We start from the raw sequence: 14,516 nt of genomic DNA, 5'->3' as shown, positions 1-14,516 counted from the left end.
GACATGGCGGGAGCCAAAGATTACTCTAATGCGCAAGTCGACCAAAACCGCGAGCAAATTGAATTCCATGTGCGGGAAATATTGAAGCTGATCGGCGAAAATGTCGAGCGGGAAGGTCTGCTGGAGACTCCGGCGCGCGTCACGCGCATGTACGAGGAAATCTTCGCGGGCTACGCGGTGGATCCGCGGGACGTACTCGGCGTTACTTTCGACGAGCGGCACGAAGAATTGGTTATCGTCAAGGATATTGTTTATTACAGCCAGTGCGAACACCATATGGCGCCGTTTTTCGGAAAGGCGCATATCGGCTATATTCCCAGCGGGAAGATCGCGGGCCTGAGCAAGCTTGCGAGACTGGTTGAAGCGGTCTCCAGAAAGCTGCAAGTGCAGGAGAGAATCACTTCGCAAATCGCGGACATTCTGGAAGAGGTGCTTCAGCCGCACGGCGTTATGGTCGTCGTCGAGGGCGAGCACTTGTGCATGTGCGCGCGCGGCGTGAAGAAGCCCGGCAGCAAGACGGTCACGTCGGCGGTCCGGGGAGAATTCCGCACGAACTCGGCGCTTCGCTCCGAATTTTTGGTGCTGCTGGACAGATAACGAATACAACGATGAAACGCCTGCGAGAGATCGCAGGCGTTTTTTTGTTACAAGCGGCTAGAGTGACAAGCAACCGCCGATGTACGACGTTTTCGAGTATCCCGCTCTAAAATAGTCCCGTGGGAGCGCCGATGTACGATTATTTCGAGTATCCTGCTCCAAAATGGCCCCATGGGAGCGCCGATGTACGACTTTTTCGAGTATCCCGCTCCAAAATGGCTCCATAAGAGCGTCGATGTACGACTGGTTCTGCTATTCCCCCCGGAATTTCTGCTTTATAAGGTGCGCTCGCGAGTCAATGTCTCATTCGTAGTTTACTTGCTGCGGTTTTGGAGAAAATTAGAGCATGTAATGGTCGGAAGAAAACGACATAAGCGATGGCGAGAGACGCGAGCAGAAAATGGAAATGCAACGAGAAATAAAGAGCGGAATGAACGATTAATGCTAGTCCTTAGCGTATATGGCAAATATAGAATGGAGGCCTGAGTTGCGATTGGGTATGCTGAAATCGATGTCGGACAATTTCTGTTATACGACATTTGCCCCATGTCTAAAGAACTTCCAATTCCCAAATATTTCTGGCGACACCTAAAATATTAGGCTAATTCGCTCAATTCTACAACCCTTTATTTCCTCTTTTATCCCTTATTTATCCACTGGATAACGATAAGTGATAAAATCCGACAAAGTTTCTTCGACAAAATCGGGAGCGGCTTTGTTTAGCTGTTCGACCGTATGTAAATAGCGTTGAGTCGTATTGATGTGAGTATGGCCGAGCGTTTCCTGGACCTGCTGGAGAGTTGCGCCTTTAAGCAGCGCCAATGTCGCGTTCGTGTGTCTCAGCCAGTGAGGCGTCGGCTTTTTTGCTTGAATGCTTTGTTTGCCTGCGTCGAGTATGATTCGCTCGATCTGTCGGGCCGTTATCGGAAATACCGCCGCCGATTCCGGATGCCGCTTCGAATCCTCTTGTTGGGTTTGAGCGCGGTAATTTAGAAAGATCGGCCACAGGCTGACGGGAATTTTGACGTCTCTGCTTTTGCCGCCTTTTCCGTTCTTTATGTTCAGCCATACCGTTTTGCCCAGCGGATCCGTATGGAAATCCCCCCACTGCACGGCGACCAGCTCCGATACTCTGAGCCCGAGCATAACGAGGGACAAGCCGATCAAGTAATTGCGCAAGCTTTGGCATTGCAGTTGGTTGAGCAAGCTTCCGACCTCTCCTTTGGTCAAATAATGCTTGCGGCTTGTTATCCGCACCTGGGGAAGACGAATGGAACTGGTCGGATTATGGGGGAACAAGCCGACGTTGGCGTCGCTTCCCCATTTATATAACGATTTTAACGGTGCGATGAGAGCGGAGACGCTCGCCGGAGCGAGAGGCTTGCGACTGAAACAGGCCGCTCCGCCCATCAGGCCCAGCTTGTAAGCCTCAATCTCCCTCCAAGTCGCCTCGCGAAGAGACAAATGAGGAATGAATTCTCTAAACAGCCGGATAGCTCTTCTGTAATTGCGGAGCGTATGGGAAGAATACCCGCATACGGCAAGAAACATTTCAACGATTCGATCGTCGCGGTTATTTGAACCGTTATCATATTCGTCTCGGGCTTCCAAAGAAAGTACGGCGTTCGATGTCAACGACGTCATTGTATTCATGTATTGATCCTCCTCTTGAATGTCGTATAACAGAAATTGTCCGACATCGGCGCGAATTGGTAAAGCATTGTCGTCTATATCGGCTAGCTTGGCGAACATTAAATCAGGGCGGGTGCTGGAAAATGGGAGGAGCCGTTAGAGCTTTAGGAGATTTTCCCCATCATTTCGATCACAAATCGGACATTTCGGAGAAGATGAGGCTGTTGCGGTACAAGCATGAAGAGACGTACCGTCACTGCGTTCGAGTCGCCCTGCTGAGCGAGAAGCTGGCCTCGGCGATGAGGCTGGACGCGGCAAGCATTCGGAACCTGGTCAGAGGCTGTTTTATTCACGATATCGGGAAGCTGCTCGTTCCCAACGAGGTGCTGGACAGCACCATGCCTTTAACGGATGAGCAGTGGGCTCTGATCAAGCGCCACCCGGAATTCGGAACGGATATTCTGGAGGGGAAGGAAGAGCTCGACGCCGAGATCGTGCAGCTGGTTCTCTGTCACCACGAGAGATGGGACGGCGGCGGCTATCCCCGCGGGCTTAAGGGAGAAGAAATTCCGTTGAACGCAAGAATCTGCTCGGTCGTCGACGCCTTCGATACGATGATGTCCCCGCGGCCCTATCGCCGCCGCAAGTCGTTGGACGAGGCGATGGAGGAGCTGCAGAAACATGCCGGAACGCAATTCGACGCGGAGATCGTGAAGTATTTCATACCGCTTGCGAGCGATATTTCCCTGATTTATTTCTCGTTTCGCGATAACAAAGTCTAGGGCGTGTATGCAAACCCGCTCGGGGGCATCTTTCACCGCCTTTTCGCCCCCTGCTTCGACCCTTTGACGTACCCCCGGTACGCCTTCACAAAAGTTCCTGGCATGGCACGAAAATTCGGCAATATCTGCTTTCCTCGGAGTATGCATACACGCCCTGCGAAGAGCCGCCATTATCGAACAAAAGACCATAAGAAGAAAGCCAAAATGGTTCTGTCTGCGGCAGCGGATTATCGATAAGATGAAGGTAAGCGCTTAAATCGCAATTCATTGGAGGAATCATTCGATATGGCAGCAGGCTCAACCAAAATTCGCATCGGTCTGATCGGTGCGGGCAACATCGGCAACGTTCATCTTCAGGAATTCGGCAAGCTTGGCGAGGAGTGCGAATTCGTCGCCATTACCGACGCTTATCTTCCGCTCGCGGAGCAGCGGGCCAAGCAATATGGAATTCCGGTCGTGTCCCCTTCCCCGGAGGAGCTGATCCGCAGGGAGGACGTGGACGCGGTTATCGTAGGCGTGCCGAACCAGGCTCACGCTCCGCTGACGATTCTGGCGCTGGAGAACGGCAAGCACGTGCTCGTCGAGAAGCCGATGGGGCTGGACTCCGCGGCGGCCAAGGAAATCGTCAGGGCGCAGAAACGCACGGGAAAAACGGTTATGGTCGCTCACCAGATGCGGTGGGAGTCGCTCTCTCTCAAAGTGAAGGAGCAGGTGGAGCGGGGCGAACTGGGCAATATTTATACGGCCAAGACGGGCTGGTATCGCCGCAAAGGCATTCCGGGCTGGGGAACGTGGTTTACGCAGCACAATCAATCCGGCGGGGGTCCGCTGATCGATATCGGCGTTCATATGCTCGATTTGGCATTTTTCCTGATGGGCGAGCCCAAGCCGGTATCGGTATACGGCTCCACCTACGCGGAGTTCGGTCCGAGGAAAAAAGGCATCGGAACCTGGGGCAAGCCGGACTGGAACGGAACGTACGACGTCGAGGATCTGGCTACGGCGATCATCAAGATGGACAACGGCACTTCGCTTACGCTTGAAGTCAGCTGGGCGGTCCATATGGACACCGACAGCGCTCCGTTCCTGCATCTGATGGGCTCCGACGGAGGAATCGCGCTTCGCGGCTCGGAGGGCAAGTTCCTGACCGAACGGTTCGATCAGACGATCGACCTGCCGCTTGCGACTCCTGAGGATAGCGAGGGAGCCCGCGTGCGCCTGAGCCGTCACTTCCTGGATTGCGTCCGCACAGGCCGTCAGCCTTGGACCTCGGCGGAGACGGGCTTGCGCAGCAACCTGATTATCGACGCGATCTACGAATCCTCGCGCACGGGCGGGGAAGTCAAGCTCGACTGGAGCCTGTAACAGAGCTTGGCGAACGAAACCCTTTCCGGATCACGATTGATGGGCTGAACGACGGCTCTATTCCGGTCGGCCGGAATTTGCTTCAGCCTGCTTGAAGAATATACTGAGAGACCGTTCTTAGCGCAAAGGGCTGCTCGCCGCCCCTTCGCCAAAGAGCGGTTTCTTTGCGTTCGGCGGAGCATGAAGGTTTAAAAACGGGAGAAATACCAAACAATAACACTTGCATTTTCAATAATCCTCATCCTGGAATGGCGGTGAAAGATCTCGTGATCCGGTTCGGGAAAAGAAAAAGAAAGCCTCCTCACGGCGGCGGGGGAGGAGAACCTCCCCGGTATTCCGCCGAACGGCTGAACGACGCCGCGATAGACGGCGACCTGGAGCGCGTGGTCGAACAGATTCAAGCCGTGCTCGGAGAGAACGACGACTTTACGGTTCGCAGATTCCAAGTGTTCGGGCGGTATCCCGCCGCGATGTTTTTCTATCCGAATATGATCGACATAACGACTTTGAATTCGGAAATCTTAAAGCCGCTTATGTATGGTCCGCCGCACGCCGAATGGCATCCCGGAGAGGGGGAGCTTCTGCGGGACTTCATCTTGAACACGACGCTGTACCACAGCGAAGTCCACACGACGACGCTTGTCGCCAAAACCGTCTCCGAAATTCTCCGCGGCCAGACGGCCGTCGTCATCGAGGGCGTCGAGGAAGCTCTCCTGTTCGGAACGCGCACCATCGACAAGCGCTCCATCGACCAGCCCGCGACGGAGCAGGTCATTCGCGGACCGCGGGAAGGCTTCATCGAGCTGCTGTCCACCAACATCTCCCTGATTCGTTATCGCCTTCAAACCCCGGATCTGCGCGTGAAGATGATGGAGATCGGACGGAGATCGCAATCAAAGGTCGCCATTTGCTACATGGAAGGCATTACGAACCCGGAGCTCGTCGACGAAGTGATCCGGCGGCTGGAGATTATCGATACCGACGCGATTCTGGACTCGGGTTATATCGAGCAGTTCATCGAAGACAATCAAATCTCCCCGTTTCCCCAGGTGCAGTATACCGAAAGGCCGGATAAAGTCGTCGCGAATCTGGTGGAGGGCCGGGTCGCGATTATGGTAGACGGATCGCCGATGGCCCTGGTCGTGCCGACCGTATTCAGCCAGTTCTATCAGACGGTGGAGGATTATACCGAACGGTTCCTGATGATGAGCGCGGTTCGTTGGGCCAGGCTGATCGCTCTCGTTTTCTCCCTCGTATTCCCTTCGCTCTACGTGGCGATCATCTCGTTTAATCCGGAGCTGATTCCGACGGAATTCGCCGTGGCGGTAGCCGGCGGACGGGCCGGCGTCCCGTTCCCGGCGATTCTGGAGGTGCTGGTGATCGAGATTTCGATGGAAGTGCTCCGCGAAGCGACAATTCGGCTCCCGCAGCAGGTCGGGGGCGCCCTGTCGATCGTCGGCGTGCTCGTCGTCGGGCAAGCGGCCGTCGCGGCCGGCTTCGCCAGTCCGATTACCGTCGTCATTATCGCGCTTACGACGATCGGTTCCTTCGCGACTCCGGCTTACAATGCGGCGCTGGCTCTGCGCTTGCTTCGTTTTCCGCTTATTGTGCTGGCCGGAATATTCGGGTTGTACGGGGTCATGATCGGCCTCATCCTGATCGCCAACCATCTGCTGTCGCTGAAGTCGTTCGGCGTTCCGTATTTGAGCCCGCTCGTCCCCGGCAGCCGCTGGGGCATGAAGGATCTTTTCCTCCGCGGTCCGCTCTGGTGGATGAAAACCCGGCCGCACTTCCTGTTTACCGAGGATGAAACCCGGATCAGCGACGCGTCTATCGAAGCGATGAAGGAACCCCCGAACAACGTGCTTGAGCCGGCGGTCGTGAAGGAAAACGAAAGGGGCAAGAAACGATGAAGCATGCCAGGCAAATTACGACGGTCCAGGTCGCCGCCATTTTAACGAGCACGATCATCGGCGTCGGAGTGCTTCCGATCCCGCTGTTCGCCGTGAGGGGGGCCGAATCGGGCGCTCCGCTTGTGACCCTGCTTGCGGGGCTGCTCGCGTTCGTCGGCTTGTTCCTCATTACCCGGCTAGGAATGAGATTTCCGGACCAGTCGATCGTCGAATACGGGGAGGTCATTATCGGCAAGTGGTTGTCCTGGATCGGCAGCGCGGGCATCATCGGCTTTTTCGCAATTCTGACTTCGCTGGCGGCCAGGGAATTCGGAGAGGTGGTCATCACGTCGGTGCTCACGCAGACGCCTCTGGAGGTTACGGTTATCGTGATGCTGGCGTTGGCCGCGATCTCCACCCGCAACGACATTACGACGTTTGCCTACATCCATCTGTTTTATTTTCCGCTGCTGCTCGGGCCGGCTCTGCTAATCGTCGCTTTATCCTTAAAAAATGCCGATGCGGTTAATCTGCAGCCGCTCTGGGGCAATTCCCACGACGGCATGGCGGCCAGCATCCTGACGATCGCGGCGCTGTTTCAAGGCTCGTTCATCATCACGACGGTTATTCCGTCCATGCGCCATCCCCAGGGGGCAATGAAGGCCGCCGTGGCCGGCATTGTCATCTCGGGCGGAATGTACGTGATCATCGTCGCGGCAACGGTGGGCGTATTCGGTTCGGAGGAGACGAAAAATCTGCTGTGGCCGACGCTGGAGCTGGCCAAGGCGACCTCGCTGCCCGCGAACGTGCTGGAACGGCTCGACGCCGCTTTTCTGGCCGTGTGGGTGACAGCGGTATTCACGACGCTATACTCCAGCTATTTTCTGGCGGTCAGGGAGATGAGCAAGCTGTTTCGCCTGCGCGACCACAAGCTGTTCTCGTTTTTTCTGCTGCCGGTCGTTTTCTCCATGGCGATGGTGCCGTATAACATCCTTAATATGTACGAAACCATTCAGAACGTGGGCAGAATCGGCTTGTACGTCACGATCGTGTATCCGGGTTTTCTGCTTCTGGTCGCTATCCTGCGGAAAAAGAGAGGGGAGTCGAGTGAGCGGCGATCTTCGGGTTAGGTTGTTTAAGCTGCATCTGCTGCTGGCGCTGCTCCTTCCTCTGCTGACAGGGTGCTGGGATCGTCTGGAGATCGAGGAGCGGGCCGTCGTGCTCGGGGTGTCCGTGGATACCGCTCCCCAGGAGGCGGCTCGCAAAGAGGACGAGATTACGCATACGGCGGAAGGATTTCCGGTTCCCGCGACGGATATGATCCGCGTGACCTTGCAGATTGCCCTGCCCGGCAAAATTCCGCTTGGCCCCGGGGAGAACGGGGGAGGGAGCAGGGGCTCGGAGCAGACGGTGTGGGTGATCGGCACGGAAGGACATACGCTTGACGATGCGATTATGAATTTGCAGCAGCAAATATCGGGAAGAATTTTTTTCGGCCATCTGCGCGTTATCGTCGTCTCCGAGGATGCGGCCCGTCGGGGGATGCAAAATATTAACGATTATTTTCATCGCAATCCCGAGGTCCGAAGAATGGCTTGGATGATGATCAGCAAGGGCAGGGCGGAGAGGCTGATGCGCGCTTCTCCCGAGCTGGAACGCGTTCCCGCTCTGTACCTGCTGTCCACGATGGACAACGCCGTAAAGCTGGGCAAATTCCCCGAAAACTACGTCGGCATGTACTGGAGCAACGCAGCCAAAAAAGGTCAGGAGGGCTTTCTCCCCTACATCGAGCTGAAGAGTCAGCAGAACATCGAGGTCAAGGGAATTGCTTATTTCAAGAACGACAAGCTGCAGGGGACGACCAAGCCGTTCCAGATGGCGGCTTACATGTCGATCAAGGGCATGAATCCGGCCGGCTACAGAGGGGTGGTCAAGCTTAGCGGCAAGTCCGACGCGGTAATGGTCTACGCGACCTCGCGCAGGTCCACCTTCAAGGTAACGATGGAAGGCGGGGAAGCTCGCATCAAAGTGTCGATCTTTACCGAGATCAATTTGGAGGAGAAGCTGAACGAGCAATTTTCCGTCGTCGACTCGGCCGCGCTGGAGCAGATCGAGGAGCATAACAGAAGCTCGCTGCGCAACGAGGCGGAAAATCTGATTCGGGAAATGCAGGCGCAGGGCACCGATATTTTCGGATTCGGCGAATATATTCGGGCGAAAAAGCCGGCTTACTGGAACGCTCGTATCGGCACGAAGGAAAAGTGGCAGCAGGCTTTCAAAGACGTTCGGATCGAGGTCGAGGTCAATTCCAAGCTTCGCAGAATCGGAATGAAGGCGCAGTAAAACGGACTTTAAGGAAGGGAGGGAAAGCGAATGATGAGAGGCAGCGGCTACGCCGGATCGCTCGGATACATTGTTCCCCTGTGTATCCTGTCGGGAATTCTGATTCTCCGATGGGATGTCGTCATGTACGGGAAGATGAAAATGAAGAAGGAAAAAAAGTTCGCAAGGGCGCTCGGATGGTTAAATCTGGTGTCGGGAGTCGGCTTGTTCGTGGGAAATTGGCTCTACAGCAAGCTGGTCTGAACGCGAAGGCCATAGCCGAGGGAGGAGCGCTATGACCTTCGTCCGAAAAAAGAGCCAGGCGTCAGTAGGGAGCCCAGGTTACTGTGCTGGCCTTGGCGAACCGTTCCGCGACATACGGCCAGTTGACGACGTTCCACCAATCTTTGACGTAAGCCGCACGATCGTTCTGATGCTTGAGATAGTAGGCATGCTCCCATACGTCGAGCGGCAGCAAGGGGATGACGTCCCATTGCGACAAGTTCTGGTGCTTCTCGGCCGTCAGGATTTCCAATCGGCGGCTGCGCGGGCTCCATACGAGGATGGCCCAGCCCCCGCCTTCGACCTTGCCCGCGGCTTCCGAGAACTGCCGTTTGAACGCGTCGTAGCTGCCAAAGCTGCGGTTGATCTCGTCCAGCAGCGCGCCTGTCGGCTTTCCGCCGCCCTTGGGAGACATGACATTCCAGAACAGGGTATGCAGATAGTGTCCCGCGCCGTTAAACGCCAGCTCCCGTTCCCAGTGCTTGACGAGCTCGAAATTGCCGGTTTTCCGGGCTTCCTCCAGCTTCTTCTCGGCCGTGTTCAAGCCCTCGACATAGCTTAAGTGGTGCTTGTCGTGATGGATCCGCATCGTCTTCTCGTCGATGTACGGCTCCAGAGCGTTGTAGGTGTACGGAAGCGGGGGCAGCGTATGTCCGCCGATCGGTACGGAAGCCGCGGACGCAGGCTCGGCTGCGCTCGTCGGCGCGGACCAGCCGACTTCCGAAACGGGCTTATCGGCCTGCCGCAGCTTGCCTGCCGCGCCGTCCGCAGGCTCGGGGCCGCCGTCGTAGCCTTCGGGGTCCTCCTCCTCCGGGCTGGGCCGGTTCTCGGTCTGCTCGGCATCCGCAGGCTGCAGCCGGACGAGCGCTTCCTCCGCGAAATCCGCTTGGCGATCCAGGCAGGCGAAGACGAGGTGATCGGGTTCGGCGTTCTTGACGGCTTCGCTGTGCTGCCGGAGCAGCGGCAGCTGGCGGCCGAGCTCCCGCGATTGGTTCGACGCCTCCTCAAGCAAACGGGCGCCAAGCTCCTGACCGCCCGCTCCCGCGTCCTCCTCCCGCTGCGAGAGCTGCCGCTGCAGCTCCAGCGCGTATTTCCGGGTCTGATCGAGCACTCGTTCCCAGTCGGCTAGCCAGTGGACGTAGACGGGTTCCAGCTCGGGAACGGCCGAGCGGATCGCCGTTGCGTTTTCCCGTTCACGGGCTTTCCAGATAGCAATCTCCTCCGGAAGACGGAGGGGGTCGGTTAAACCGCGTACGGACCGGATGAATGACATCGTTCGTTAGCCTCCCTGTATTCGTTGGTATCCGAAGCAAGCTTCGTACCCAACGTATGCGGGAGGGACAAAAATCATGCCTTGCGAACGCTCTCCAGGAAGGCGGTCGCGCGAGCGACGTATTCTTCCGTATGCGTGCGGTAGATCATCTCGTGAATCGCGTCGGGGACGACCCACAGCCGGGACAATTCGTTCGTCTGGGCGCTCGCGACGTTCTCGGCGATGGACACGGGAGCTTTGTCGTCCGCCGTTCCATGGATCAGGAAGATCGGGAAGGGGTAAGCCGTCTCCTGGACTTGGGAGGAAGGCACCTCGTCGAGGCCGGCTCCGGCCATCAGCGGCAAGAACAAGCGAAGCAGCGATACGGTGGGATATTTGGGCAGTTGGACGTAATTTCTAATGTTGGCGTACACGGTATTCTCGTCGGGCAAGAAGGTGCTGTCGAGAATCATGGCGTCGACCTGCTCGGCTTGCAGGGCGGCCTGCAGCGCGGTTCCGGCCCCCATCGAGAAGCCCCAGACGACCAGCTCGTCGCTGCCTTGCTCGCGGGCGTACCGCAGAGCGCCGATCAATTGCTGCGATTCGGCGACGCCCCCCGTCGCCGCGATCCGGTTGACGGGATCGGCATAGCCGTAGTCGAACATCAGCACGTTATAGTGCATGCCGTTCAGCAGGCCGGCCAGATCGTACATCGGCACCCAGGGCTCTTCCCGGTTCGTGCCGTAGCCGTGGCTGAGCACGACCGTCTTCCGGCTGTCGGCCGCGGGAATCCACCAGCCCTCCACCTGGGATTTGCCGTCCGCGCTCGGAAAGACGACGTCGGAATAAGCGAGATGAGCGGCAAGCTGCGGATTGCTCCCGAGCGACACGATGGGCGGATAAGAAAAAAGATAAGCGGCATAGGCATGAAAGGCGACGAACAGTCCGGCCAGCAGACAGGAAGCCGCGACGAAGAGATGCAGCGCCAGGCGAGTTATTTTGAAGCCGGCCGAACGGTCGTAAATCGGGCCGGGAATGGGGATGGCGGTATCCGATCCCGGGTAGTGAAGCGGAGTCGACAAAGCTGTCATGGGGATCGCCTCGCTTAAATGAGCATTCTGAAATTGTTCTCATTTTATCGTAGAATGGTCCGAATACACCGTCAATGCGTACGCGCGAGTTGTAAATGTTACGTAATCAAATTGTAATAAAGCGCTTCCAATATTTACGAGAATGCAAGTTTGGGTTATAGTGAATGTAACAGGGTTTCATAGAGTGAAACGGATTCAGGAGGGACACGACCATGGAAGAGGAGAAAAAAACGGTCCGTGCCGTGGAGAGAGCGTTGGACGTACTGTTATGTTTCGCTTCGGGACACGAGTGGGGGCTTACGGAAATCGCGGTCAAGGTCGGCCTTCACAAGAGCACGATCCATCGCTTGCTGGCGACTTTGGAAGACAGAGGCTTCGTGACGCGGGACCCCTCAACGGAAAAATACCGGCTTGGCCTGAGCGTGCTCGAATTGTCCGCGAATCTGTCGCGCTCGGACGATCCGTCCGTCGTGCTGCTTCCCGAGATGGAACGGCTGCGGGATGAGTTGAGCGAGACGGTCAGCCTGTATGTCCGGGACCGGTCGGAGCGGGTAAGAATTCAGGCGGTGCAGAGCACGCAGGCGATTCGCCGGGTGGCGACGGTAGGGGCCCGCCTGCCGCTGTCGGTAGGCGCGTCGAGCAAAGTGCTGCTCGCCTTCGCCGATCCGGGCGTGCGGGACGCGGTTCTGTCGGACCCGGCCTGGCCGGCGCAGCTTGACCGGGAAATCTTCGTGAAACAATTGGACGACATTCTTGCCGCCGGATACGCGACCAGCTTCGAAGAGCGCGAGCCCGGAGCGGCCGCGGTGTCCGCGCCGATCTTCAATCGCTCCGGCAAGCTCGTGGCGGCCTTGTCCGTATCGGGGCCTTCCAACCGTCTGACGCCGGAACGGATGCACGAGTTCGCTCCGGCGATTATCGAATCGGCGCATCGCATGGGCACGATTCTGGGATAAGGCGTACCGGACAATTATCGATGTATGATGGTCATGGGCATCTATCTCCTTCCGCTGCTATACGATCCTGAAATCTGAAACGATAAACCCGTTAATCGGTGATTTCAGGACCGTATGAGGCAGTCTCCAGGAGATAGACGGCTCTTTTTTTCCTATCGATTATCTTGTACGCCTTGGTCTATGGATCGGTCCCGTTTGCCGGATTACTTGGCGTTGATGCGTTCCTGCACCCGCTTGGGCGCGACGGAGGACGCTTTGGAGCCGAGCTGCTTCCAGTAGATCTTGTAGTGCGACTTGGCGGCCGAACGCTGTCCGAGCGCCCATTCGACATCGGCCAGGTTCAGGTAGGCGACGGTGCGGGAAGGGACGAGTTGAACGACGTTGGCGAGCACGGGCTTCGCCTTTTTGTTCTGTCCGATCACGGACAGGAAGTAGCCGTAATCGTTCAGGATCCCGGCGTACGCGGAGAGAGTCAAACGGGACTCGGCGTACAGGGAATCGGCGGTGCCTGTAATATCCGCTTTCGTCAGATCGCCTTCCGCGTAGCCCTCGATATCGAAGGCCGAGGCGTATTGCGCGAGGCCGTATTCGAGATACTTTACCGCGGCTCGGGTGCTGTTGGCCTTGTTCGCTGCCAGAGCTTTCTGATGGGCCAGCTTAAGCGCCGGAGCGGCCAGCGTATAGGCAGCTTCGTAGGCTCCGGGGTACTGGGGGTAATCGAGCTCGGAGAGCTCGATCAAGCCTTCTATGTCCTTCGCTTCGATCAGCGCTGCCATCTCCGCGTAGTAGTTCTCCGTCGGATCGTCGAACTCGTGCTCGACGACGTAGAAGCTGTCGCCCGCCCATTCGAGCTGAACCCGGGATTCGTAGGCGCTGTATGGCGCCTGGGTCCATATGTAGATTTGATTGTCCTCCGTCATAAAGTCCAGCTTTGCGGTATTCAGGAACATGTCGCCGCCGTCGCTGCTTACCGCCCGATCGAGCAGCGCTATTTTCGACGCGTCTTCATTCGTGGCTACCAGTACGAGCTCAATCCAATCGTAATTGAAAATAAAAGAAATAAATTGCCGCGTATAGCCTTTAGGATAATTGCTCAGATCCACCTCGTAGATGCTGTCGGCCGTGACGGCCTCCTCATCTTCCTCGCTCAGCTCGAGCTGGTCCGCGATGAACGGCTCTATGCTCCCGTAAAGCTCCTCTCCGTTCTCCAGCTCCGCTAACGTTGTCGGCTCGAAGGCGCCGCTGTCCGCGGCTCCGGCGTAGGGAGCCTGCGGGAGCCCTCCCAGCGCGATCAGAAGGGCCAGCGCGGCGATCAGGAGCCGCTTATACTTGTTTTTCATACCTTTTCCCCTTTCTCGATTGAAGATCATGTTGGTTGCCCTGGCTTACGGGGCAGTCTTTTTCGGTTCCAAACCGGACAGAAAATCCACCGCTTCCTTAAGCGTCGACACCTTCACGAGCTTAGGCTTAAGCTTCAGCTTCTCGACCGTCTCCCGGGCAAGCGTCCAATTCGATTCGTTCTGGGCGTTGTAGGGGACAAGGAAATAATCGGCCTGCTCCTTGTCCGCGGCCATCAGCTTGTAGTTGATGCCCCCGATCAGGCCGACCGTTCCGTCCGCGCTGATCGTGCCGGTGCCGGCGATGGTGTACCCGCGGGTCAGATCTTCGCCTGTCAACTGGGCGATGATTTCCAGCGTCATCATCAGACCGGCGGAAGGGCCTCCGGTGTCCGCGAAGTCGAATTTTACCGTATCGGGAGGCGTCGCCTTCAGCACGTTGTTCATCTGGAAGCCGATTCCGGACCGGTTGTCCGGGGCCATGGAGATGAGGGGCACCGTCGCTTCGAACGTCTCTTTGCCTCTTGTGCCGGAGATTTTGACGAGGTCTCCGACGTGCTTGGCGGTCAAATATTCGGAAAGCTCCGTGCCGTTGGTAATCGCCAGATCGTCCGCTTGGGTGATGATGTCGCCTTCCTGCAGGCCGTTCTCGCGAGCCTTGGATTCCGGAAGCAGCGCGGTCACGATGACGCCCTGCGACTCGACGTCGATCGGTTTGTCCATCGCCGCGTAGGCGGCCATCAGCGCGCTCGCCTCCGAGCTGTCGCGCATGTAGGCCATCAGGTTGCGGTAGGCCGCGAGGTTGGTCACTCCTCCCGTGGCGACCTCCAGCTTCTCGATGTCCATCCGCGGATTCAGCCACGCATAGATGAGGTCAAAGACGTGCGGCTTCGAATAGGTGGCGACGGTTGTGAACAACAGCTCGCCTTTCTCCTCCAGCTGATGGCCCGTGTCTACGCGGGAATGGACGGATTCCGCCGATCCCGGGCCGTAAAGCATGTAAGGCCA

The 14,516-nt window shown here is 57.2% G+C and carries 13 protein-coding genes; 8 read left to right on the top strand and 5 right to left on the bottom strand.

All coding sequences use genetic code 11. The features are described from left to right. The first annotated feature begins 3 nt into the window (after positions 1–3). Complete coding sequence (folE, locus tag ACFFT4_RS08220; RefSeq protein ID WP_378046632.1) at positions 4–597, top strand: GTP cyclohydrolase I FolE; 594 nt, start codon at positions 4–6, stop codon at positions 595–597. 645 nt (positions 598–1,242) lie between these two features. Here the strand turns inward: folE and ACFFT4_RS08215 are convergent. Then, the gene (locus ACFFT4_RS08215; protein WP_378046630.1) at positions 1,243–2,250 is read right to left on the bottom strand and encodes a tyrosine-type recombinase/integrase; all 1,008 of its coding nucleotides are present in this window, start codon (positions 2,248–2,250) and stop codon (positions 1,243–1,245) included. Positions 2,251–2,372: 122 nt separating this feature from the next. Between ACFFT4_RS08215 and ACFFT4_RS08210 the strand changes: the two genes are divergently transcribed. The 6 genes from ACFFT4_RS08210 (at position 2,373) to ACFFT4_RS08185 (ending at position 8,854) form a co-directional block, all read left to right on the top strand. Continuing rightward, on the top strand, positions 2,373–3,011 hold the full coding sequence (locus tag ACFFT4_RS08210; RefSeq protein WP_378046629.1) for an HD-GYP domain-containing protein: 639 nt from the start codon (positions 2,373–2,375) through the stop codon (positions 3,009–3,011). A 285-nt stretch (positions 3,012–3,296) separates the two neighbouring features. Next, entirely contained in the window at positions 3,297–4,376 is a 1,080-nt protein-coding gene (locus ACFFT4_RS08205) for a Gfo/Idh/MocA family protein (protein ID WP_378046628.1), read from the top strand. A 248-nt stretch (positions 4,377–4,624) separates the two neighbouring features. Then, on the top strand, positions 4,625–6,289 hold the full coding sequence (locus ACFFT4_RS08200; RefSeq protein ID WP_378046626.1) for a spore germination protein: 1,665 nt from the start codon (positions 4,625–4,627) through the stop codon (positions 6,287–6,289). After that, positions 6,286–7,398 carry a GerAB/ArcD/ProY family transporter gene (locus tag ACFFT4_RS08195; protein WP_378046625.1) on the top strand — a complete coding sequence of 371 codons (1,113 nt, stop codon included), beginning with the start codon at positions 6,286–6,288 and terminating at the stop codon, positions 7,396–7,398. Before ACFFT4_RS08200 ends, ACFFT4_RS08195 begins: the two co-directional genes overlap by 4 nt. After that, entirely contained in the window at positions 7,376–8,611 is a 1,236-nt protein-coding gene (locus tag ACFFT4_RS08190; protein ID WP_378046623.1) for a Ger(x)C family spore germination protein, read from the top strand. Before ACFFT4_RS08195 ends, ACFFT4_RS08190 begins: the two co-directional genes overlap by 23 nt. 30 nt (positions 8,612–8,641) lie before the next feature. Continuing rightward, positions 8,642–8,854, top strand: coding sequence for a CLC_0170 family protein (locus ACFFT4_RS08185; RefSeq protein ID WP_378046621.1), 213 nt, complete (start codon positions 8,642–8,644; stop codon positions 8,852–8,854). Positions 8,855–8,915: 61 nt separating this feature from the next. Here ACFFT4_RS08185 and ACFFT4_RS08180 read toward each other — a convergent pair whose 3' ends face one another. Both ACFFT4_RS08180 and ACFFT4_RS08175 read right to left on the bottom strand, forming a co-directional pair. Then, positions 8,916–10,145: a superoxide dismutase gene (locus ACFFT4_RS08180; protein ID WP_378046619.1), complete on the bottom strand. Its 1,230-nt coding sequence runs from the start codon at positions 10,143–10,145 to the stop codon at positions 8,916–8,918. Positions 10,146–10,219: 74 nt separating this feature from the next. Continuing rightward, positions 10,220–11,215, bottom strand: coding sequence for an alpha/beta hydrolase (locus ACFFT4_RS08175; RefSeq protein ID WP_378046617.1), 996 nt, complete (start codon positions 11,213–11,215; stop codon positions 10,220–10,222). A gap of 212 nt (positions 11,216–11,427) precedes the next feature. Between ACFFT4_RS08175 and ACFFT4_RS08170 the strand changes: the two genes are divergently transcribed. Next, positions 11,428–12,171: an IclR family transcriptional regulator gene (locus tag ACFFT4_RS08170; protein WP_378046615.1), complete on the top strand. Its 744-nt coding sequence runs from the start codon at positions 11,428–11,430 to the stop codon at positions 12,169–12,171. A 203-nt stretch (positions 12,172–12,374) separates the two neighbouring features. Here ACFFT4_RS08170 and ACFFT4_RS08165 read toward each other — a convergent pair whose 3' ends face one another. Together ACFFT4_RS08165 and ACFFT4_RS08160 are read right to left on the bottom strand one after the other, a co-directional pair. After that, on the bottom strand, positions 12,375–13,511 hold the full coding sequence (locus ACFFT4_RS08165; RefSeq protein ID WP_378046614.1) for a tetratricopeptide repeat protein: 1,137 nt from the start codon (positions 13,509–13,511) through the stop codon (positions 12,375–12,377). A 45-nt stretch (positions 13,512–13,556) separates the two neighbouring features. Continuing rightward, positions 13,557–14,507 carry a PDZ domain-containing protein gene (locus ACFFT4_RS08160; RefSeq protein WP_378046611.1) on the bottom strand — a complete coding sequence of 317 codons (951 nt, stop codon included), beginning with the start codon at positions 14,505–14,507 and terminating at the stop codon, positions 13,557–13,559. Positions 14,508–14,516: the final 9 nt, after the last annotated feature.

Source organism: Cohnella cellulosilytica (genome assembly GCF_042431195.1).
Classification (GTDB): domain Bacteria; phylum Bacillota; class Bacilli; order Paenibacillales; family Paenibacillaceae; genus Cohnella; species Cohnella cellulosilytica.
This window is presented reverse-complemented; position numbering and strand designations above follow the sequence as displayed.

Excerpts from the sequence above, each read along its gene's own strand:
- ACFFT4_RS08215 (WP_378046630.1), bottom strand. The coding sequence starts at position 2,250 with ATGAATACAATGACGTCGTTGACATCGAACGCCGTACTTTCTTTGGAA.
- ACFFT4_RS08205 (WP_378046628.1), top strand. The coding sequence starts at position 3,297 with ATGGCAGCAGGCTCAACCAAAATTCGCATCGGTCTGATCGGTGCGGGC.
- ACFFT4_RS08165 (WP_378046614.1), bottom strand. The coding sequence starts at position 13,511 with ATGAAAAACAAGTATAAGCGGCTCCTGATCGCCGCGCTGGCCCTTCTG.
- ACFFT4_RS08195 (WP_378046625.1), top strand. The coding sequence starts at position 6,286 with ATGAAGCATGCCAGGCAAATTACGACGGTCCAGGTCGCCGCCATTTTA.
- ACFFT4_RS08170 (WP_378046615.1), top strand. The coding sequence starts at position 11,428 with ATGGAAGAGGAGAAAAAAACGGTCCGTGCCGTGGAGAGAGCGTTGGAC.
- ACFFT4_RS08200 (WP_378046626.1), top strand. The coding sequence starts at position 4,625 with ATGGCGGTGAAAGATCTCGTGATCCGGTTCGGGAAAAGAAAAAGAAAG.
- ACFFT4_RS08160 (WP_378046611.1), bottom strand. The coding sequence starts at position 14,507 with ATGCTTTACGGCCCGGGATCGGCGGAATCCGTCCATTCCCGCGTAGAC.
- ACFFT4_RS08180 (WP_378046619.1), bottom strand. The coding sequence starts at position 10,145 with ATGTCATTCATCCGGTCCGTACGCGGTTTAACCGACCCCCTCCGTCTT.
- ACFFT4_RS08185 (WP_378046621.1), top strand. The coding sequence starts at position 8,642 with ATGATGAGAGGCAGCGGCTACGCCGGATCGCTCGGATACATTGTTCCC.
- ACFFT4_RS08175 (WP_378046617.1), bottom strand. The coding sequence starts at position 11,215 with ATGACAGCTTTGTCGACTCCGCTTCACTACCCGGGATCGGATACCGCC.
- ACFFT4_RS08210 (WP_378046629.1), top strand. The coding sequence starts at position 2,373 with ATGGGAGGAGCCGTTAGAGCTTTAGGAGATTTTCCCCATCATTTCGAT.
- folE (WP_378046632.1), top strand. The coding sequence starts at position 4 with ATGGCGGGAGCCAAAGATTACTCTAATGCGCAAGTCGACCAAAACCGC.